Source organism: Candidatus Acidiferrales bacterium (assembly GCA_035515795.1).
Classification (GTDB): Bacteria; Bacteroidota; Ignavibacteria; order Kryptoniales; family JAKASW01; genus JAKASW01.
Window position 1 is genome coordinate 107427 of record DATJAY010000004.1, and the last position, 19502, is coordinate 126928.

Annotated in this window: 16 protein-coding genes; 11 read left to right on the forward strand and 5 right to left on the reverse strand. The window is 47.6% G+C overall.

Features of this window, described 5'->3' with window-relative positions:
- Positions 1 to 8 precede the first annotated feature (8 nt).
- The 4 genes from VLX91_03180 to VLX91_03195 form a co-directional block, all read right to left on the reverse strand.
- Positions 9 to 614, reverse strand: coding sequence for a DUF3501 family protein (locus tag VLX91_03180; protein ID HUI29195.1), 606 nt, complete (start codon positions 612 to 614; stop codon positions 9 to 11).
- 64 nt (positions 615 to 678) lie between these two features.
- Positions 679 to 1962 carry an anaerobic glycerol-3-phosphate dehydrogenase subunit C gene (locus VLX91_03185; GenBank protein HUI29196.1) on the reverse strand — a complete coding sequence of 428 codons (1284 nt, stop codon included), beginning with the start codon at positions 1960 to 1962 and terminating at the stop codon, positions 679 to 681.
- A 61-nt stretch (positions 1963 to 2023) separates the two neighbouring features.
- A complete protein-coding gene (locus VLX91_03190) occupies positions 2024 to 2449 on the reverse strand; it encodes a rubrerythrin family protein (protein ID HUI29197.1) in 426 nt (141 codons plus the stop codon).
- Between the two features lie 401 nt (positions 2450 to 2850).
- Entirely contained in the window at positions 2851 to 3819 is a 969-nt protein-coding gene (locus VLX91_03195; protein HUI29198.1) for a phosphatase PAP2 family protein, read from the reverse strand.
- A gap of 197 nt (positions 3820 to 4016) precedes the next feature.
- On the opposite strand from VLX91_03195, the gene VLX91_03200 reads away from it, so the two are divergent.
- The 3 genes from VLX91_03200 (at position 4017) to VLX91_03210 (ending at position 7389) form a co-directional block, all read left to right on the forward strand.
- Positions 4017 to 4940 carry a DUF362 domain-containing protein gene (locus VLX91_03200; protein HUI29199.1) on the forward strand — a complete coding sequence of 308 codons (924 nt, stop codon included), beginning with the start codon at positions 4017 to 4019 and terminating at the stop codon, positions 4938 to 4940.
- Positions 4937 to 6547, forward strand: coding sequence for a 4Fe-4S dicluster domain-containing protein (locus tag VLX91_03205; GenBank protein HUI29200.1), 1611 nt, complete (start codon positions 4937 to 4939; stop codon positions 6545 to 6547). The genes VLX91_03200 and VLX91_03205 overlap by 4 nt, the downstream gene beginning before the upstream one ends.
- 317 nt (positions 6548 to 6864) lie before the next feature.
- A complete protein-coding gene (locus VLX91_03210) occupies positions 6865 to 7389 on the forward strand; it encodes an outer membrane beta-barrel protein (protein HUI29201.1) in 525 nt (174 codons plus the stop codon).
- Positions 7390 to 7464: 75 nt separating this feature from the next.
- Here the strand turns inward: VLX91_03210 and VLX91_03215 are convergent, their stop codons facing one another.
- A complete protein-coding gene (locus tag VLX91_03215) occupies positions 7465 to 8619 on the reverse strand; it encodes a tetratricopeptide repeat protein (GenBank protein ID HUI29202.1) in 1155 nt (384 codons plus the stop codon).
- Between the two features lie 166 nt (positions 8620 to 8785).
- On the opposite strand from VLX91_03215, the gene VLX91_03220 reads away from it, so the two are divergent.
- The 8 genes from VLX91_03220 (at position 8786) to VLX91_03255 (ending at position 19490) form a co-directional block, all read left to right on the forward strand.
- Positions 8786 to 10615, forward strand: a complete 1830-nt coding sequence (locus VLX91_03220) for a homocysteine S-methyltransferase family protein (GenBank protein ID HUI29203.1) — start codon at positions 8786 to 8788, stop codon at positions 10613 to 10615.
- Positions 10616 to 10678: 63 nt separating this feature from the next.
- Positions 10679 to 12454: a vitamin B12 dependent-methionine synthase activation domain-containing protein gene (locus VLX91_03225; protein ID HUI29204.1), complete on the forward strand. Its 1776-nt coding sequence runs from the start codon at positions 10679 to 10681 to the stop codon at positions 12452 to 12454.
- A 6-nt stretch (positions 12455 to 12460) separates the two neighbouring features.
- On the forward strand, positions 12461 to 14197 hold the full coding sequence (gene recN, locus VLX91_03230; GenBank protein HUI29205.1) for a DNA repair protein RecN: 1737 nt from the start codon (positions 12461 to 12463) through the stop codon (positions 14195 to 14197).
- Complete coding sequence (gene cysS, locus VLX91_03235) at positions 14194 to 15666, forward strand: cysteine--tRNA ligase (protein HUI29206.1); 1473 nt, start codon at positions 14194 to 14196, stop codon at positions 15664 to 15666. The genes recN and cysS overlap by 4 nt, the downstream gene beginning before the upstream one ends.
- Positions 15663 to 15842, forward strand: a complete 180-nt coding sequence (locus VLX91_03240; GenBank protein HUI29207.1) for a hypothetical protein — start codon at positions 15663 to 15665, stop codon at positions 15840 to 15842. The genes cysS and VLX91_03240 overlap by 4 nt, the downstream gene beginning before the upstream one ends.
- A 38-nt stretch (positions 15843 to 15880) precedes the next feature.
- Positions 15881 to 17269: an amidohydrolase family protein gene (locus VLX91_03245; protein HUI29208.1), complete on the forward strand. Its 1389-nt coding sequence runs from the start codon at positions 15881 to 15883 to the stop codon at positions 17267 to 17269.
- 90 nt (positions 17270 to 17359) lie between these two features.
- Positions 17360 to 18136: a YjbH domain-containing protein gene (locus VLX91_03250; protein ID HUI29209.1), complete on the forward strand. Its 777-nt coding sequence runs from the start codon at positions 17360 to 17362 to the stop codon at positions 18134 to 18136.
- Positions 18137 to 18482: 346 nt separating this feature from the next.
- A complete protein-coding gene (locus VLX91_03255) occupies positions 18483 to 19490 on the forward strand; it encodes a hypothetical protein (protein HUI29210.1) in 1008 nt (335 codons plus the stop codon).
- The last annotated feature ends 12 nt before the right edge of the window (positions 19491 to 19502 follow it).

The following is a 19502-nucleotide window of genomic DNA, read 5'->3' on the forward strand; positions in this document are numbered from 1 at the left end:
ACATTGAATCAATTCCATACGTTCACAGAATCACCCTGTGTAAAATCTTTCAAGAGGGACTTCCTCATCTCATCCGGGAAATCAGCGGCGGCATTGTAATTCGGATGTCGGATGACCACACGAGCCATGATAGAGGACTCGGTCAATGCCTTAATATCTTCCTGCGATAACCTGAACTTGACGTACTGAACTGCGCTGATGCGGTCGTCGCTGAACTGGCCCTCTTCGAAAATCGCGGGAATTTCTCCTGCTCCAACCTGAAGAAAAACAGAATTCTTATTCATGCCGACAAGCGAATCGAGAACAGGCTTGATCAGGTCTTTCTCGTCGACCTCTACGAAAAGCGTCGCGCTCAATTCATTATCGGCTGGGATGAGCTCGTTGTAAGCTTCGATTTCCGAGTTTATTTTTTCTTCGTCGACGATTCTTTCGATCCGCATCATCTCTTCAATCTGAAAGGTGACCGTATATCTGTTTTCAAAAGTCAAAGTTATCCTATCGCCGACTTTCAATCTCCTTTCTTTTTTCATCGCGATGATTTTATTCCGGAAATTATTCCTGATCTTTTCGTATTCTAGAATGTTCTTGATGTCGCTCAGTTCAATTTTCTTCATGGTTTACCGTTGATTACTGATTACGTAATAGCCTCCATTTTGCATCGTCCCATTCGGAGATATTTCATACTTTAGGGTTCTCATCGAGCCCATACGCGTCGCGCAAAATTTGAATAGGATGCCTTGGCTTCTTGCCTGATCCTTTTTCGATTTGAAGCTGGGCTAACGGACAATCGCTGGCTGCCGTGGACCCGTTCGTGAATTTCTCGAACAAGCGTCTGCCGACGTCGAGTGAAAGTTCAAAATATTCTTTCTTTAAACTCCATGTCCCGTCATGCCCGGAGCACTTAGCAACGATCTCCACTGTCGTCCCGGGAATAAGTTCAAGCACGTCATGTGATTTGTAGCCGATGTTTTGTGTTTTTAGATGACAGGGAAGATGGTATGTGATGTCTCCCTGCGGATTTTTGAAATCTTTGGAGAATCTTCCCTCCTTGTCGAGCTTTGCCAGATACTCCATCATATCATAGGTGCGCGATGCAACGAGCCTCGCATCCTCATTGCCTAGGAGCATCGGATATTCCTGCTTTATCAGGTAGCTGCAGCTTGGACCAGGGGTGACAACGTCGTACCCTTTCTTTACGTAGTCTATGAGTATGGTGATATTGTGTTCGGCATTTCTTTTTGCATTGTCAATGTCGCCGCCGTCCAGAAAAGGCATCCCGCAGCATTTCTGCGGCGGCACTTCAATCTCAACATCGTTCTTCTCGAGAACTTCTATTGCGGCTTTGCCGGTGTCGGTATCGTTGTAATTCACCGAACACGTGTGGAAGAAAACAACTTTCTTTTTTTCTTGATCATCCAGCCTTGGCCCTTGTGTCTTCGTTTCCTTGTGTCTTTTGTACCATGAAGCAAAAGTCTCGCTTGCATATTCCGGAAGATTTCTGTCCCGATGTATGCCGATCGTCTTCTCCATCAGAAGGCGGAGCGATTTGTTCTTGAGTGTCCAGTTTACGAGCGTAGCTATTTTCGTCGATATGCCCCCGAGGAAATCTGTTCTGCTGAGGAGCCTGTCTTGGAGCGAGACGCCCTTTGTTTTCGCTTGTATTGCTTTTCCCCTCAGCATAAGCCGAGGAAAGTCGAGCATATAATTGTGCGGGGGAGTGTAAGGACATTTGGGGTAGCAGAGTTTGCAGTCGTAGCAGAGATCCACAACTTCTTTTGTGTTGCCTTCATCGAGTTTCTTGACTTCGCCGTCAAGCGCGTCTATTCGATCGAAGAGGACTTCGAAAGACGGGCATAAATTGTAGCAGAGTCTGCAGCCGTTGCAAATTTCGAATATGCGCTCAGTTTCCTTCGCAAATGCTTCCTTATCGTAAAAATCCCGTGAATTAAAATCGAATGCCATTTTAATGCCTCAGAGTTTTAAACCTTGCGAAGGTTTCGGGACCTTCGCAAGGTTAGTCGGATTACTTTCCGAGAGTGTCGAGTGCCTTTGTGAATCTTCCGGCATGAGATTTTTCGGCTCGTGCGAGAGTCTCGAACCATTCCGAGATCTCATCGAAGCCTTCCGCACGTGCGGTCTTCGCGAAGCCCGGGTACATTTCGGTGTACTCATAGGTTTCGCCTGCAACTGCAGAATTTAAATTCGCCTTCGTATCGCCGACTGCAACGTTGGTCACCGGATCGCCGACTTCCTTCAAGAAATCGAAATGTCCGAACGCGTGTCCGGTCTCGCCTTCCGCCGTGTCGCGGAAAACGCCTGCAACATCGGGGTATCCCTCGATGTCTGCCTGTCGGGCGAAGTAAAGATAACGGCGGTTTGCCTGCGATTCGCCTGCAAATCCTTCCTTGAGATTGTCGAAAGTTTTCGTCCCTTTGAGTGGTTTAGGCATCGTGTTTCCTCCTGTTTCATTTAGTTATGATAATAAGAATCATTCTCAATTTATTCCAAAGGAATCAAAATGTCAAGAGAAAAATGATTGACTCCTTATATAAAGCAAAAATATCCCGTCCACTTTTTTTCTAGTATATCGGTTCATTTGAACCTGGTTTGTTAAACTTCAAAGACTGGAAGATTTCCGTCCTGTTAGACTCTGCTGACTGAATCGCCTGATTAAGACCGTTCAGATACGATGTCTGCCGTCTATGAAATGGTTGAGGAAAGGAAAAGAAATAATCCAAACCGAGGTTAAAGGAACGATTTTATTTAGAAAAATTCTTCTGATCTGAAACTGTGGTACTTTCTCATGTTAGAGTCATTAATTAGACGTTACTCATTTATTTCCCGTTGGTATTAAAACACAAATGAGATCGCAGCCAGCGGGATGCTTTCCCGCGACATGTCACTTGTAGAGCTTGCGCCTGTTGAGGTTCGCGAATTGTAAATTCTCCGATAATATTTGCCGACCGTAGAGCCTACGGCGTATGACATTAGAGCACCGGCAACTGCATCAGAGAACCAATGCATCCCGCCCCTGTTGACGGATGATACGCCAAGCATTGTGTAGGCAACCCAGGTATATCCCGCGACTTTAACCCAGGTCTTGTCAGGATAGTAACTTGTCAAAGCAGAAACGACTGCCATAGTCGTCGCAGTGTGGCCGGACGGCCATCCCCAGAATATTCCTCCGCGCAAAAATCCGAATCGAAATGTTTTGCTGAGGTCTTCCATGTCGTCGTTGCGCCACCAGGCTGGATTGGGTCTCCCGGTGATCGCCTTCAAAGCCGAGTTATACATGAATTCGATTAGACTTGCCTGAAGTACTGCAAAAGATGCTCCCAGAGTTTCATTGTCGTTTTTTATCTTTGCATAAACAAACAATCCACCGCCCGTCGCAAATGGAAGAAGTTCCCCGGTGTACACGATCGGTCGGGTCCACCTGCCATATTCTTCATGCTCGTTGAAAAAATGTTCTACGTCGTAATCGACATTCGTTGTGACTAGCAAAGCAGTCGCGGCAACTGCAGTAAGATGAAAGTAGATGTTCCTGCCTTTGAAGCTATCCAGGATGTTATTCCCGAAGTTGCCGAAGAGATTGAGGCTTTGGTTATTGCCGCCTTGACCCGCAGTGTCAGAATGCGGCGGCAAGAGTATAAAACACGGGCAGAAATCTTCGGCCGACAAGCTGACGGATGACATTTTTCCCCATCCTGATACCTCACTCGAGCTTCTCATTGTGATAAACTGCCCCCTTACTCCAGTCGATAACAGAAAGAGCGTGAAACATGCAGTTATGGTCGACAGACAAAGATTTCTTTTCATCAATTTGATTGGTACAATTTTTGTAGTTGATTTGCTATAAGCGTTGCTTATGAAAGATAATACCAACCGACCAATAATTGTGAATTTCTGCTCCAAATTTTTAATTCGTGATTCAAGATTCGGTGGTGTCGTCAAAATCTCCGAATGAATGACACAATGTCAATTCCTATAAGATTGTAAATCGCTGGAGGTAGTTCATGGATCGCCGGACATTTGTAAAAAAGAGCTTTGGTGCTTCACTCGCATTCGGAACGCTGATCAAATCAGGAAAAATCTTTCCGACCCGAAATTTCGAGGAAGGTTTTGTCCCGCTTCCATATGATCTTGTCGCCATAAAGGGTGGGGAACCCGATACGATGTTCGATGAAGGGATAAAAGCCCTTGGCGGAATGAAGGCATTCATCAAGAAGGGGGACCGCGTCGTGGTCAAACCGAATATCGGCTGGGATGTTCCGCCGGAGCGAGGCGGAAACACGAACCCAAAATTGGTCGGGAGGATCATCAAGCTTTGTCTCGATGCCGGCGCGAAAGAGGTCAGCGTGGTCGACCACCCCTGCGACGAATGGCAGCGATGTTACTCGAACAGTGGAATAGCGAAGTCGGTAAATGATGCCGGCGGAAAAATGGTCCCGGGCGCCAGCGAAAAATATTTTCATCCGGTTAGTGTGAAAAATGGCAGGACTCTTACCTCGTCTCAGGAACACGAGGTGATCCTTGAGGCAGACGTCTTCATAAATGTGCCGATCCTCAAGTCGCATAGTGGTACACGTGTGACTGCCGGCATGAAAAATCTAATGGGGAATGTGTGGGATCGCGAAACCTGGCACAGGTTGGATGTCCACCAGTGTATCGCCGACTTCTCGACCTATCGCAAGCCGGCTCTGAACGTTCTTGATGCATACTTCGTGATGAAAGAAAACGGTCCTCGCGGAATATCGACAGATGATGTTGTGACTATGAAGGCACAGCTGATTTCCGCGGACATCGTTGCCCTGGACACGGCGGGAGCAAAACTTTTTGGTGTGAAGCCTGAAGATGTGCGCTATATTGCGCTAGCTTCCGATATGAAGATCGGCAGAATGGATCTTGAAAATCTCAACATAAAGCGGATTTCAATGTGACAAAGGCGGGCTGGAAAGCAGCCAGGAAAATTCGAGTCGCCCTCTCCTTATCGGTTCTAAGTTTAGTTAGCCTGATCTTCCTTGATCCATGGCACATAGCTCCCAGGCAAACAGCGGTTTATCTTACGGCACTCGAGATTATCCCCGGGCTTCTTAAACTTGTCGTCGCAGGAGGAATTGTCTCAGGAATCGGGTTTGCTGCGATAGCCTTGATTACACTTTCTTTCGGACGCGTCTACTGTTCGACGGTTTGTCCGGTCGGCACTCTTCAGGACATCACGATCCATTTTGCTAAAAAGATCAATCGACAGAAGCGTTTCAAATATTACAGTTCACCTCAGTGGCTGCAATATTCTATCGCTCTCATCGGCATAGGCTCTATGCTGCTTGCGGGCAGCATGATCATTGGCGACCTTCTTGAGCCGTTCAGCAACTATGGAAGACTGATGACGAATATTGCGTTGCAGCCGCTTCTTCTGCTGAACAATTTGCTCGCGGCCATATTTACTCATTTCGAAGTCTACTTCTTCTACGACATTCAATTACATGTTGCGGAGATCGGGACGCTGCTATTTACTTCCATTTTCTTTGCGACAGTTATATACCTCAGCGCTGCTAAGGGCCGGTTTTTCTGTAATTCGTTTTGTCCGGCGGGCGCAATCTTGAGTTTGATCTCGCGTGTTTCAATATTCAAACTTGTCATCAAGAGTGAGTTGTGTAATGACTGTGGAGCGTGTGACAGAGTCTGCAAAGCCGAATGTATCGACAGCAGCGCGAGACGGATAGATTTCAGCATGTGCGTCAGCTGCTTCAATTGCCTTCGCTCGTGTCCGACCAGCGCAATCGAGTATTCCGTGGCACTGAAGCCGCGTTTCAAATCTGCGAGAGTCGAGCCTGCCACGACCGACCAGGTTCTTCAATCGAGGAGGGAATTGCTGCGCAACATTGGGATTCCCGCTGCAGCCTTGCTCTTGGCTCCGGGAATTGTAGAAAGTGGTTTTCTCCCTTTACCAAAGGGATCACTGCAAATCGGGACGAATAAACGACAAACGATTTCTCCGCCTGGTTCGCTTGGTGTTGCACATTTCACGGACCTATGTACGGCGTGCCATTTGTGCGTTGCATCGTGTCCATCGAATGTGTTGAGACCGTCATTTTTGGAATATGGGATGGCGGGAATGTCGCAGCCGGTGATGGATTATCAAATCGGTTACTGCAATTACGATTGTGTGATCTGTGGAGAAGTATGTCCGACCGGAGCTATTCGAAAATTATGTCCGGACGATAAGAAACTGGTGCAGATCGGAAAATCGAAGTTCAGCAAAGATGACTGCATCGTGGTCTCGAAGAAAAAAGACTGCGCCGCCTGTTCGGAGCACTGCCCGACAAAAGCGGTACATACTATTCCTTACGAAGAAGGCTTGTTCCTGCCGGAGGTTGACGATGAAATCTGCATCGGATGCGGAGCGTGTGAGCATGTTTGCCCGGCGACACCCCGGAAGGCAATTCATGTCGACGCGAATATAGTTCATCAGACAGCTAAGAAGCCTAAGATTCAACAAATGCCGAAAAAGGTGCAGAACCCGGCCAATGATTTCCCGTTTTGAAGATGGAGCGTCGGACTTGTTCGTCGTCACCTATAAGAGGAAAAAAGTGAAAAGACGATTGATTGAGTTGATATAAGTTTAAAATTTTATTAGAATCTAATGGTCGAGTGGTGAGAGATAGCGAATTTTCTGTGGCTTTGGTTATCTTAAGCAGCAAGGGATTCCGGAAGATAGGAACGATTTCGAAAGCGAATTACGAGTGTGAATAGGGTTTTATCGTCGTCTCGCACGATGAAACGTCACACACGGTTTTGCTTGGGTCAGTTTTTATTTGTTTATTTGTGAGTTACACAAAATAATTTCGGAAGGAGTAAAAAATGAAAACACTTCTTGTAATACTTCTTTTTCCTGCCATGGCTCTTTGTCAGGGATTTTTGCCCAGGTGGGAATTGTCGCTCTCCGGCGATGTGAATTCTATAAGCTCGAACAATTCATATGTCTCCTTTGATTTTCGCTCGGGATTCTACCCGATACTTGGCGAAGGACTTTCTATAGAGCCGGAATTGTCTTACGGGCGAACAAAAGGAATAAACGCGGCAGACATAAGTGGAAACCTTTCTTACGGCGTTGAGATGGGATATTGGCCTGTCGTCCCGTTTGTTCTGCTAGGTTATGGCTTGGGTGATGGGATCCCGTTTTACGAACCGATGACAAGAGCAACAAAGAACAGTACCGACGTTTCCGTTTTAAATGTGGGGCTAGGTGCGAAGGTAATGGCTTTCGGAGGACGAGGCCTTATCAGATTAGAATACCGGTATCAAGGATTTAGCGAGAATTTTTCCGGATTCACTGGTCATGTGTATGGTCGTCGGCTTCTCCTCGGCATTGCCATTCTTTTGTAGAGGATGAAACATTTCTGATTTTGTCAACAGGATGGGTGGGAGGTTTCCTGCCCATTTTTTAGACGGGGACTCTGCCTATCTTACTCCGAGATTTTCGAGTCTCTCTCTTGCTTCTTTTGAAAGCTGCGGGCTGTCGGCTTTGTTTGCCACCCATATGTATTCACGAATAGCGTCTTGCGAATCGTTTGCCTTCTCGTAAAGCCGTCCTATACTTAAATGGGCTTCCGAAACTTCGCTAATTGTTACGTAATGATCGATCAATTCACCGTAGGTTCCCATGGCGTTTCCGTAATCGCCGAGCTTTTCGTAAGCATCTGCCAGTCTGAAATAGATCTTCCCTACATAAAGTGAATCCCAGTGTGACAGATGCCATGTAGGTAAAATCTTTATCGTCTCTTTGCACTTCTGTACAACCTCTTGATACCGGTTCGCCTCCGTAAGCGACCATAAAATTCTGTCCACATAGTATAGAGTGGCTTTCGGAAACTGGGAGATCAATTTGGAATATACGGTTGATGCGGAATCGAATTTCAATTCTCTTTCATAAAGTTCGCCGAGGATGTTGTCGGCTTCGTACTTCGCGATCGAGCCTTTCGAGCTGACAAGAGTCAATAACTCGTATGCCATGTCCCTTGATCCGCTTTGCCCAAGGAAAAAGAGAAGAGGCTTCAGATACCACGGCAGCACACATGTGTAGTAATTGAACAATGCCCCGCTGAAATAGGCGTCGTACCATCTTGGGCAAATCGATATGAGCTTTTTATGGTAGGACAAGCCTTTATTCCCTTCGCGGGCGGCCTTCCACTTGTCACCTTTCGCGGCATCGAACTTTGCAAGGACACCGAGACTGAAGCCGGCATAAAACAGCGCCGTTGTATCGGATGGATTCTGAGAGAGCTGCACCTCTGCGTCATCTATGACCCGCCCGATCGAGTTGCTGAACTGTGCCTCGACGTTTTGGTCTGCGGCTCCGACGCTGTCAATGAAAATCACCTCTTGCCATAACACGAAAGCCCGGAAGAATTTCCACTTTAAAGATGCGGTATCTTCGCTTGCAAGATCATCGACGAATGTCAGTGCATGATTGAACTCACAATTATACGTAAGGTTAATGATGGTGTTCGTCCTCGAAGAGTCATTTTCGATTTTCTCGCGGGCATCAACGCGGAAGGAGACAAGAAGTGCGCTCGCTATTAAGAAAAGAAACGCGCGAATGCGACAACTCAACATTTGTTATTAATTAAGATATTTGCATGAACCTGATGTTAGGAAGAAGTTATGTTGCCGTTAAGTTAGAGGGGAGTGGATCTGAACGGAACTAGTGTTTTATTTGAATTTCCGCGCTTCTAAAGCTAAATTGGATAAAAACAGAGCGTCTGAGCAAGAGGCTCACCAAATGACCGGTAAAGAACTTCTAAACATTCTTAAAGATAAGGTACTTGTGTTCGATGGTGCAACAGGTACAAGCCTGCAAAATCAGAATCTGACTTCTGCCGATTTCGGCGGCGAGAAGTACTCAGGCTGCAACGAGTATCTCAACATCGTCAAGCCAGAAGCGACTGAGAAAGTGCACCTCGGTTTCCTCGAAGCGGGCGCGGATATAATAGAGACTAACTCATTTGGTGGTACATCGATTGTCCTCGCAGAGTACGGGCTTGCGGAGGAATCGTACGAGATAAACAAGCGCTCCGCCGAGACTGCACGTAAAGCCGCAGATAAATATTCCGGCAAGGGCCAGAAAAGATATGTCGCCGGTTCGATGGGTCCGACTACAAAGCTCCCCTCGCTCGGACATATCGAGTTCGATGCGATGCGGGATTCTTATAAAGTCCAGGTGAAGGGGCTTGCCGATGGCGGAGCAGATTTATTGATCGTCGAGACTTGCCAGGATTTGCTGCAGACCAAGGCGGCGCTTGCTGCGATACAGGAATACCTGGAAGAAACGGAGCGGGACATCGCCGTCGTCGCTTCAATCACCATCGAGACGATGGGAACGATGCTGATGGGGACGGAAATCTCCGCCGCCTTGACAACGATCGAGCCATACGATATTGTCACCGTTTTCGGAATGAACTGCGCAACCGGCCCGAAGGAAATGGAAGAAAATGTCCGCTACCTCTGCGAGAATTCTCCGAAGCCGGTTTTCGTGATGCCCAACGCCGGACTCCCGGAGAACATTGGCGGGCAGGCGTGCTACCATCTTACGCCGGATGAACTCGAATTCTGGATGAAAAGATTCGTGAATGAATTTGGCGTAAGCATGATTGGCGGATGCTGCGGCACCACGCCCGAGCATATAGCGCGGCTCGTTAAGATTGCGTCTGAATCGAGACCGAAGAAAAGGGAGTATAATTACGCTCCATCGGTGTCTTCGATCTATTCGAGCGTAGCGCTCCATCTTGACCCGCCGCCTGTAATTGTCGGCGAGCGCTGCAACGCGAACGGCTCGAGAAAATTCAAAGAGCTGCTCCTTGCCGAAGATTATGACGCCATGGTGCAGCTGGCGAAGGAACAAATGAAAGAGGGCGCGCACATACTCGATTTGTGTGTTGCCTATGTCGGACGGGATGAAGTCCGCGACATCAAGGAAGTAGTGAAGCGGTTCAACACGCAGGTTGCACTGCCGCTTATGATAGATTCGACGGAATACAGGGTGATAGAAGAAGCTTTGAAACGATACGCCGGAAAAGCGGTCGTCAACTCCATAAATCTTGAAGACGGCGAGGAGCGCATGCGCCATGTCCTGCCGCTTTGCAAAAGATACGGAGCCGCGGTGGTGGCGCTGACAATCGACGAATCCGGAATGGCAAAAACCAGGGAGAAAAAATTTCAAGTGGCAAAAAGAATCCGCGATCTTGCGATCAATAAATACGGAATGCGTGAGGAGGACTTGATTTTCGACACGCTCACGTTTACTCTCGGCTCGGGCGACGAAGAATTTCGGAAGGCGGGTATTGAAACCATCGAAGCGATCAGGATGATCAAGAAAGAATTTCCGAAGGCGTACACGCTTCTCGGTGTCTCGAATGCTTCGTTTGGACTGAACGCTCACGCAAGACATGTTCTGAACTCGGTTTTCTTGCATTATGCCATTGAGGCAGGGCTCGATTTATCAATCGTGAACGCTCAGAAGATAATGCCGCTGTACAAGATCGACGAGCGCGGGAGGGAAATTTCCCGCCAGTTGATTTTCGATGAGAGAAAATTTGAGACTGTAGAAACTTAATGCCGTGCAATTTCCCGGGCGCAGCTTTACTTTCTTAGCAATCAAAAATATTTGTTAGATGTAATGGCCGAACTTAAATGCACATACGATCCGCTTATCGAGCTTATGAGTTATTATGCGAATGCCAAGGCCCAGGCGAAGAGGGATGACGGAGAATCGCTTTCCTTAGAAGACAAGCTCAAGAGGCGCATCGTCGACGGTGACAGAATTGGAATCGACGATGATCTGAAACGGGCATTGGAAAAATACTCTCCTCTGCAAATCATAAACGAAATTTTGCTTGACGGTATGCGGACTGTCGGTGATCTGTTCGGAAGCGGGCAAATGCAGCTTCCGTTCGTTTTGCAGTCGGCGGAGACGATGAAGACTGCAGTCAATTTCCTCGAACCTTTTATGGAACGCGTCGAGGGGATGCAGAAAGGCACCATGGTGCTCGCCACCGTGAAGGGCGATGTTCATGACATCGGCAAGAACCTCGTTGATATTATTCTGACGAATAACGGATACAAAGTCATCAATCTCGGTATCAAAGTCCCGATCGAGCAAATCATCGAAGCTGCGGAAGCGAACAAGGCGGATGCGGTCGGGATGAGCGGCTTGCTCGTCAAGTCCACTGTCGTGATGAAGGAGAATCTTGAACAGATGCGGCAGCGAGGGATAAGAATTCCGGTCGTCCTCGGCGGCGCGGCGCTGACTCGCAGGTACGTCGAGCAGGATCTACGCAAAATCTATGATGGCTACCTCTCTTATGCCAATGATGCGTTTGATGGACTGCACTTCATGGAGGAGATTAAGTCAGGGAAAATCGACGTCGCGGAGTTAAAAGATGTCGAGACTTCATCTACCTCTCTGAACAAGTCGCTTGAACTGAACAACAAGGCAACTGCGGCGGACAAAGGAAGGGGGGCAGAACATGGACCTGAGATCCGGAATTTAATCCCGACCGGAGTTCTACAGTCGGGACGGAATTCGAGGGTTAAAAAGGATGTCCCTGTTCCGACGCCTCCATTTTACGGCAGTGCGGTCGTCAACAGCATGAAACTTGAAAAGATCTGGGAATATTTGAACGAAGTCGCTCTCATACGCGGTCAATGGCAGTTTTCGAAAAAAGGAAAAAAGGAAGAAGAATATAATAAACTTCTCGAATCGGAAGTCTACCCTGCACTTGATGAACAAAAGCTCATTGCCAAGAGGGAGAAGCTTTTTGAGCCGAAGGTTGTCTACGGATATTTCCCGTGTCAGTCTTCAGGCGAGGATCTTGTGATCTATCGTCCGAAGGATGAAAAAGATCTTTTTACCAAATGGAAATTTAAGCAGGGCAACACAAGAGATCTGGTTGAGTGGGTGCGATTTAAGTTCCCAAGACAGAGTGATGATAGGTTTCTCTGTATATCGGATTATTTCAGATCGGTCGATTCGGGAACCTTCGACGTTATCGCGATGCAGGTTGTGACGATCGGTGCGAAGGCGAGCGAATACACGAAACATTTGTTTGAAGATGGGAGTTATCAGAATTATCTTTATCTCCATGGACTCAGTGTCGAGAGTGCAGAGGCGCTTGCCGAATACTGGCATAAGATTATAAGAACCGAACTTGGAATTCATTCTAATGACGCGACGGAAATGAAGCGGCTGTTCGCACAAGGGTATCAGGGTTCACGCTACTCGTTCGGTTATCCGGCTTGTCCGAATCTTGAAGATCAGGCGAAACTTTTCGAGCTTCTGCATCCGGAAAGAATCGGCGTCACGCTCACGGAGGAGTTTCAACTTGTGCCCGAACAAAGCACTACCGCGATAATAGTCCACCATCCTGAAGCAAGATATTTTATTGTCAAGTAAACGGCGATGCTCAGAAACCTTTCAATAAAGAATTATGCCCTCATCGACGAGCTCGATCTCGAGTTCGAGACCGGCCTGAACATAATCACAGGAGAGACCGGTGCCGGGAAATCCATCATCATCGACGCGATGAACCTAATTCTCGGCGAGCGTGCCACCTCAGAAGAAGTTCGCAGCGGGGCCGACAAAGCAATCGTCGAAGGAGTCTTCACGATTTCCGGAAATAAAAAAGTTCAACGCTTGCTCGAAGGTTGCGAGATAGAATGCGGCGACGAGATCATCATCAGGAGAGAAGTAAACCAGAAAGGACAGAGCCGTGCGTTTGCCAATGATACCCCGATTCCAATCTCGCAGCTGAAACAACTCGGCGATTTTCTCGTCGATCTCCATGGCCAGCACGAGCATCAGTCCCTCTTGCGGCCGGAAACACACATCGATCTTCTAGATGATTTCGGCGGGCTTGACAATCTCATAAAGGATTTCCGTGTATCATATCACGAATTGAATTCAGAGCTCGATGAGGTTAAAGGTCTGATCTCGAAACGGGATGCCCTCAAAGAAAAAAAAGAACTTTACGCATTCCAGATCAAAGAGATTGATGCCGTTAATCCCGTGCCTGGCGAAATGGATAAGCTCGAAGCGGAACTTAAAATCCTGGAGAATGCTGAAAAGCTTTACGAGTCGACGACGAAATTGTACGAGATCCTGTACGACAGTGAAAGCTCGATCCACGACCAGCTTGTCGTCGTCAGGAACCAGCTTGAGGATCTTTCACAGATCGATAAATCATTCGAAGCACCAAAGGAAGAGAGCGAGAGTGCGAAAGCCGTCGTCGATGAGATAACGAGGTTTGTTCAGAGTTACAGCAGCAAAATTGATTTCAACCCGCAGAGGCTGGAAGAAATCCGCGAACGCCTCGGTGTGCTCACCATGTTCAGGAAAAAATACGGAGGCTCGCTCGAGGCGGCAGTTGAATACAGGGAGAAAATCGGAAAAGAATTCGCACTGGCGGAAAACTTTGATGAGGAAATTCAAAAGCTGGAGTCGAAGGTCGAATTTGCACGGGCAAAGGTTTCCGAAATTGCAGAACGGCTTTCCACGAAACGGCGTGAGGTCGCAGATCGTATAACGAAAAGTATCGTAGGGGTACTGGCCGAAATCGGAATCGAGAAAGCGAAATTTGATGTTGAGATCGCAAACAGGGAATATCATGGCGGTGAAGCAGCGTTGGCTGCAGATGCAGTTTGCGACAAGCCTTTTGCGAAGCTCGGGAGAGATTATTACGAAACGACGGATAAAGGTTTTGATATCGTCGAGTTTTTCGTATCCACAAATGTCGGAGAAGAGCCGCGCCCGCTTGCGAAGGTGGCATCAGGAGGAGAGATCTCTCGGATAATGCTCGCATTAAAGACGATTCTCGCAAAGAGCGACCGGCTTCCGCTTCTGGTTTTCGATGAGATCGATACCGGCATCAGCGGAAGGATCGCAGCGAAGGTCGGAAGAAGTTTGAAGAACCTCTCAGGATTTCACCAGATAATTACCATCACTCATCTTCCTCAGATCGCCGGAATGGCCGACGTCCATTTCAGGGTAGAAAAAATCGTGAAGGGAAAACGTGCAGTTACGCGGGTGAGCAAACTGTCCGACGAGGATCGGGTGCTCGAAGTGGCGAAACTCCTCAGCGGCGATGACGTTACGCAGGCAAGCATATCTGGGGCGAAAGAATTGATCGGGATGAAATGACTACTGATATTTATCTCTACAACACTCTCACTCGGCAAAAAGAAAAATTTGTCCCCCTTGAAAAAGACAGGGTCGGAATTTATGTGTGCGGGCCGACGGTATATAACGACTCGCATATCGGTCACGCTAAGAGCTATGTTTCCTTCGATGTAATAGTGCGATTTCTACGATTCCTCGGTTACAAAGTCACCTACGTGCAGAACATCACTGATGTCGGCCACCTCACCGATAATGCTGATGAAGGCGACGACAAGATCGAAAAAGTCGCCAAGAAGGATCGGATAGACCCGATGGAAATTGTGGAGACGTTCATGCGGAGCTATTTTGAAGACATGGACAGGCTTGGCGTCGAAAGACCGAACATTTCTCCGAGGGCGACGGGACATATCGTGGAACAGATTGAAATGGCAAAAGTTCTGATCGAAAAAGGATGCGCGTACGAAGCCGGCGGCAACGTGTATTTCGATATTACAAAATTTCCGAGCTATGGAAAACTTTCCGGGAAGAAACTTGAAGATCTTGTTTCCGGGACGCGGGTAGAGCTGAGGAGCGACAAGAGGAATCCTTCCGATTTTGCCTTGTGGAAAAGGGCTGAGACCGGCCATATCATGAGCTGGCCCTCGCCGTGGGGCGACGGCTTCCCCGGCTGGCATCTTGAGTGCTCCGCGATGAGCATGAAATACCTCGGCGAGACTTTCGATATTCACGGAGGTGGAATTGACAACCAGTTCCCGCACCACGAGTGCGAAATAGCACAGAGTGAATCTGTCACCGGGAAACAATTCGTACGGTATTGGCTTCATAATAATTTGGTGACTGTGAACGGGATGAAGATGAGCAAGTCTCTCGGAAATTCTGTTATGTTGAAGGACGCGTTTAAAAAATACGATCCGGTTGTTCTGAGATTTTTTATTCTTCAGAGCCACTATCGAAGTCCGCTTGATTATTCGGATGAAGCCGTTGCAGCTGCAGGCAAGGGACTTGAACGACTGACAAACGTGGTACGGCAGCTCAAGGAAGCAATCGCGGAAAGCAGGATGCCGCTGGATTTGAACAACCTTCCGGAAGAGCCGGTAAACATGAAGCGATATTATAATGAGTGGCTTGCCGCGATGGCAGATGATTTTAATACACCTTTAGCGATCGCTTCACTGTTTGAAATGCTGAAGGATGTAAACTCGTTCCTGGCATCGGGGAACAGGCCAAACGAAGAATTTGCAGGAACGCTGCTATCATTCCTAAATGAACTTGCCGGCGGCGTGCTTGGAATTTTATCCCCCGAAAGTCAAAGAACTCACGATGTGGAATTAGAAGAAAAGTTGATTGAAACGTTGATTAATCTTCGTGCCGATGCGAGAAAGGACAGGAATTTCAAATTGTCTGATACCATCAGAAACGAATTGCAGAAGATCGGTGTGGTTCTCGAGGATAAGAAGGACGGTACGACAATTTATAAAGTTCAGAAATGAGAGATCGTGATTTCATAGAGAATGGCGTTGTCGCTGATAAATGGTCCCAACTTGATTATATTGTCATGGATGTTAAAGGCAGTGTCGGCGCCGCGACAAATAGAGAAAGTCTTCAATACGCATTGCACAGAAATGATCCGGGTATGTTCTGCGATGCGAAAAATATTTATGAATAGGTTGCCATGAGTGCGAGAAGCCATTTTCCGGAGGAGGCATGAACACAACAAAAATCATCGCCGGCGGTTATACGTTCACATGTAACGAGCGAAAAGATGCCGGCGCATATAATATAGCTGTTCGAGCTAACCTTATCGTCGATCTTTCCAGGGACCTTGATGGTCTGAAGCGAAAGTATCCTGAGGCAGAGATAGAGGACGTTGAGGGAAAAATCATACTCCCGACCTTTTTTAATTCGCATTTCCATCCGGAAGCGATCGTATGTCGATCCGTGGAACCCAGGGACCCCATCTCTCAGTGGCGAGAGGACTCACTGCTTAATGTGGAATTATCGGTTGAATCGCAGAACGAGGCCTTTTTTGAAAAGCTGTACCATCTTGCGTTTTTCAGCGCACTGCAGTGCGGAGTCAGCGGGATCGCGTTTTCTTTGATCGGTGACGAAGCCGGTGCTCGGGGAATGTACTCTGCACTGAAGCTTGCGGGCATCGATGCGGTTGCTTTTGCCGAAAGTGATTCACAAACTTCTTTTCTCAAAAGAGTGGTGGACAAGCATCTCAAGTACGGCGGCTCTGTTCCTTATCAAAAAGATCTAACGCTCTTCGGGTTAAGCGCAGTAGCGCGCATCAATTCTGAATCGCCCGGCTGGATCATGGCACATGCGGACGAGAGTGAGGATGACGTTGTCATAACTAGGTCGAATTTCAATTCTGGACTTATCCAGCTCTTGAAGAAGAGCAAACTGTTGGGAGCGAACACGATTTTAGTCGGACTTAACGGTACTCAGGCGAATTCGTTGAGAGCTGCAAGGAGTGAAGATGCAAAAGTTGTCCTGACCCCGACCGAGCTTTCATTGCAGAATTTCAGGTCTATCAGAAATGTTTTTGAAAAGTTTGCAATCGGTTCGAATTGGAAAACTCCTGGACTCTTTGAAGAGATGAAGCGACTCTTAGAGTTCGGAGTAACGCCGCACGAGGTGCTCGTTTCCGCTACTCGATACGGCGCTGACATGTTCAACATGGGCTCAAAATCCGGCAGCATAGAGATTGGAAAGCTGGCAAATTTCACGTTCGTTGACACGAGAAAGTATTCGGCGAGAAGGATAGAGAAGTTCTCTCTGGATGAAGCGGCCGCCGCGTTTATTGAGGATTACACAGATTCCGATGTTTCGGACGTCATGCTTGAAGGCGAGTTCGTGTGTAAGGACAGAAAATTGCTGCTGTACAACGGCGACGAGTTAATGCAAGAGGGAGCGGATTTGGTTGAAACCGTTTTGAAGTACAAGGAAACGATTGTTTCCGAAGTGAAGTATTCGTCGCCGAAAGCTCCATCGACACGGGAGGAAGATACCACGGAGATGGAGACCGATAACGGAAAAGTAGAACTGCCGAAAAATATTCGGAAAGTATTTGGAGAGGATGAATTTTGATCGGAATTCAATGGAGTGAGAAATCAAAAAGGTTAGACACATAATTCATCAATCCAAATCTATTTATTCGGTACTGAAAAGGAGAAGCTGATGAGAATTATCATCACAACAGTGTCATTATTTTTAATATGCTCCATGGCGTCTGCGGGAAACATCAATGGAAGCGCGGGAAGCGACGGGCAAGTTGAAGCTCGATACTTGATCGATATGCCTACCGCCGGAATATTGCATAACGGGATGATCGGAATGGATGTTAATTTCTATGAACAGAGCGGTCTGTTGATGTCGCTTGAGGCTGGGGCATTTAATCGACTCACTTTCGGACTGAGCTATGGTGGTACTAATATTATCGGGTCAGGTTCAGTGGACTGGAACAAGCTGCCGGGAGTGAACATACGCTTTCGCGTAATTGACGAGACGGCGGATTTTCCGGCTATTGCTATCGGCTTCGATTCGCAGGGAAAAGACCCGTATGTTTCAAGGTATGATCGTTACCTGTACAAATCTCCGGGTTTTTTTGCGGCTGGGTCAAAATATTTTAACATGCTTGGTTACTTCGGCCTGCATGGTGGAATAAACTATTCGCTGGAAAACAAAGACGGCAACAAAAACATAAATTTTTATGTCGGCGCCGATAAGACGATAGGGAGTGATATCTCCGTAATCGCAGAATATAATTTCGGCTTAAATGATAACCTGACCGACACCCTTCGCCTGGCGCACCCGGGACCAGGCTACCTTAATGCAGGCGTGAGGTGGAGCGTCGGAAACGGATTTACCGTCGAGTTCGATTACAAAAACTTGTTTGATCTGAAGAAGACAGAGAGCGTTCGTACGGTCCGGATTGAATATGTCCAGACGATGTAAAGAGTAACACCCGGACTTCTCTTCACCTGTCCAAATCGATATGATTCGGGGCATCCGCAAGGTATTTGGATCTTAATCGGGGGGTAATTGTTTGCAACTTCTTATAGCATCCACTCGTCTATGAAGGTGTAATTAAATTATTTTAAGGCTTCGAAAGAACCTTGTTTTGAATGGGTTTGTTAATGAAATTGACGTGAGATAAGCAGGATGAACGCAGCATTGACAACAGCTTGTAGATTTGTCGGGGAAAAAATTCAGAATGATTTGGAGTTGAATAGACGGGAACTGACGCAGGAAATATTAAGCGTCAGACGGAATTTTGCGTCAAAAAAGTGAGGTGAGTGTTATGAAGACGAGATTATTTCTAATAGCAATTTCATTTTTGACCGCTCTCAGTTTGTCGAGTTGCTATACTGAGTTTGCGGCTACTGGAGATGGCGGCTACAGCTACTCAAGTCCACCATCGAACTATTATGACAGCTCATACGCCGCCACGTCTTACGATACAACTGGAGCGCCTATTATCAATAATTACAATTACTATGGCTACGGCTATCCGTACTACGACGGTTATTATGATAACTGGTGGACTCCGAGCCCGTGGTGGTGGCATTCCAATTTCTGGTTAAGTTTTGGCTGGGGAACGAGTCCATGGTACACTGGCTGGTGGGAACCTTATAGTGGGTACGGTTACAATGGTTATGGGCCATACTATAATGGTTACGGACCGTATTATAATCCTTACTACTATTACAGTCCGTATTATCCGAATCGATACGGATACGTATATCAGCCTGGGAATCCAACCGGAAGAGTCAGACCTCTGACTGATACGCGGACCGGCAGAGAGAGCTATGGTGGCGGCACGACAGTCCCGTATGTTCAGCCTGTCGGAACGGCAAACGTAGGCAATGCAAATTCAACTTCTAATACTTCGACTAACGCGAACCAATCGCCTAACACAAGAACGCGGACTTCAACACCTTCGTCCACGGGAAATAATTCCAGTACCCCGACCAACCAGCCGAGAGTTCGGAGCACCGATTCGCAGCCGCAGCCTCGAGTTAGAGACAACGGAAATGGCCGCGGCAATGATCAAGGAAATCAGGGCCGGTCACGCGGTCATTCCGCATCCTCCTTCAGGGTCATTCGTGGACGGCAGTCGTCCGCCGGGTCTATAACACGAGGAAACCAGAGGCCTGTGCAGAGAGAATATACCCAGCCCAGAAATGAACCGCAGACTCGATCCGTGTATGCGCCGCGGTACACGATGAGTACGCATTCAGGATTCGGATCCTCACCGACGAGGACTGAAGGATCATCAAGGTCCAGCGGAGGAAGAACAAGGCGTTGAACCTGATCAGAC

Bases quoted from the DNA above. Each gene is read 5' to 3' on its own strand.
- VLX91_03180 (HUI29195.1), bottom strand. From the start codon at position 614: ATGAAGAAAATTGAACTGAGCGACATCAAGAACATTCTAGAATACGAA.
- VLX91_03185 (HUI29196.1), bottom strand. From the start codon at position 1,962: ATGGCATTCGATTTTAATTCACGGGATTTTTACGATAAGGAAGCATTT.
- VLX91_03190 (HUI29197.1), bottom strand. From the start codon at position 2,449: ATGCCTAAACCACTCAAAGGGACGAAAACTTTCGACAATCTCAAGGAA.
- VLX91_03195 (HUI29198.1), bottom strand. From the start codon at position 3,819: ATGAAAAGAAATCTTTGTCTGTCGACCATAACTGCATGTTTCACGCTC.
- VLX91_03200 (HUI29199.1), top strand. From the start codon at position 4,017: ATGGATCGCCGGACATTTGTAAAAAAGAGCTTTGGTGCTTCACTCGCA.
- VLX91_03210 (HUI29201.1), top strand. From the start codon at position 6,865: ATGAAAACACTTCTTGTAATACTTCTTTTTCCTGCCATGGCTCTTTGT.
- VLX91_03215 (HUI29202.1), bottom strand. From the start codon at position 8,619: ATGTTGAGTTGTCGCATTCGCGCGTTTCTTTTCTTAATAGCGAGCGCA.
- VLX91_03220 (HUI29203.1), top strand. From the start codon at position 8,786: ATGACCGGTAAAGAACTTCTAAACATTCTTAAAGATAAGGTACTTGTG.
- VLX91_03225 (HUI29204.1), top strand. From the start codon at position 10,679: ATGGCCGAACTTAAATGCACATACGATCCGCTTATCGAGCTTATGAGT.
- recN (HUI29205.1), top strand. From the start codon at position 12,461: ATGCTCAGAAACCTTTCAATAAAGAATTATGCCCTCATCGACGAGCTC.
- cysS (HUI29206.1), top strand. From the start codon at position 14,194: ATGACTACTGATATTTATCTCTACAACACTCTCACTCGGCAAAAAGAA.
- VLX91_03240 (HUI29207.1), top strand. From the start codon at position 15,663: ATGAGAGATCGTGATTTCATAGAGAATGGCGTTGTCGCTGATAAATGG.
- VLX91_03245 (HUI29208.1), top strand. From the start codon at position 15,881: ATGAACACAACAAAAATCATCGCCGGCGGTTATACGTTCACATGTAAC.
- VLX91_03250 (HUI29209.1), top strand. From the start codon at position 17,360: ATGAGAATTATCATCACAACAGTGTCATTATTTTTAATATGCTCCATG.
- VLX91_03255 (HUI29210.1), top strand. From the start codon at position 18,483: ATGAAGACGAGATTATTTCTAATAGCAATTTCATTTTTGACCGCTCTC.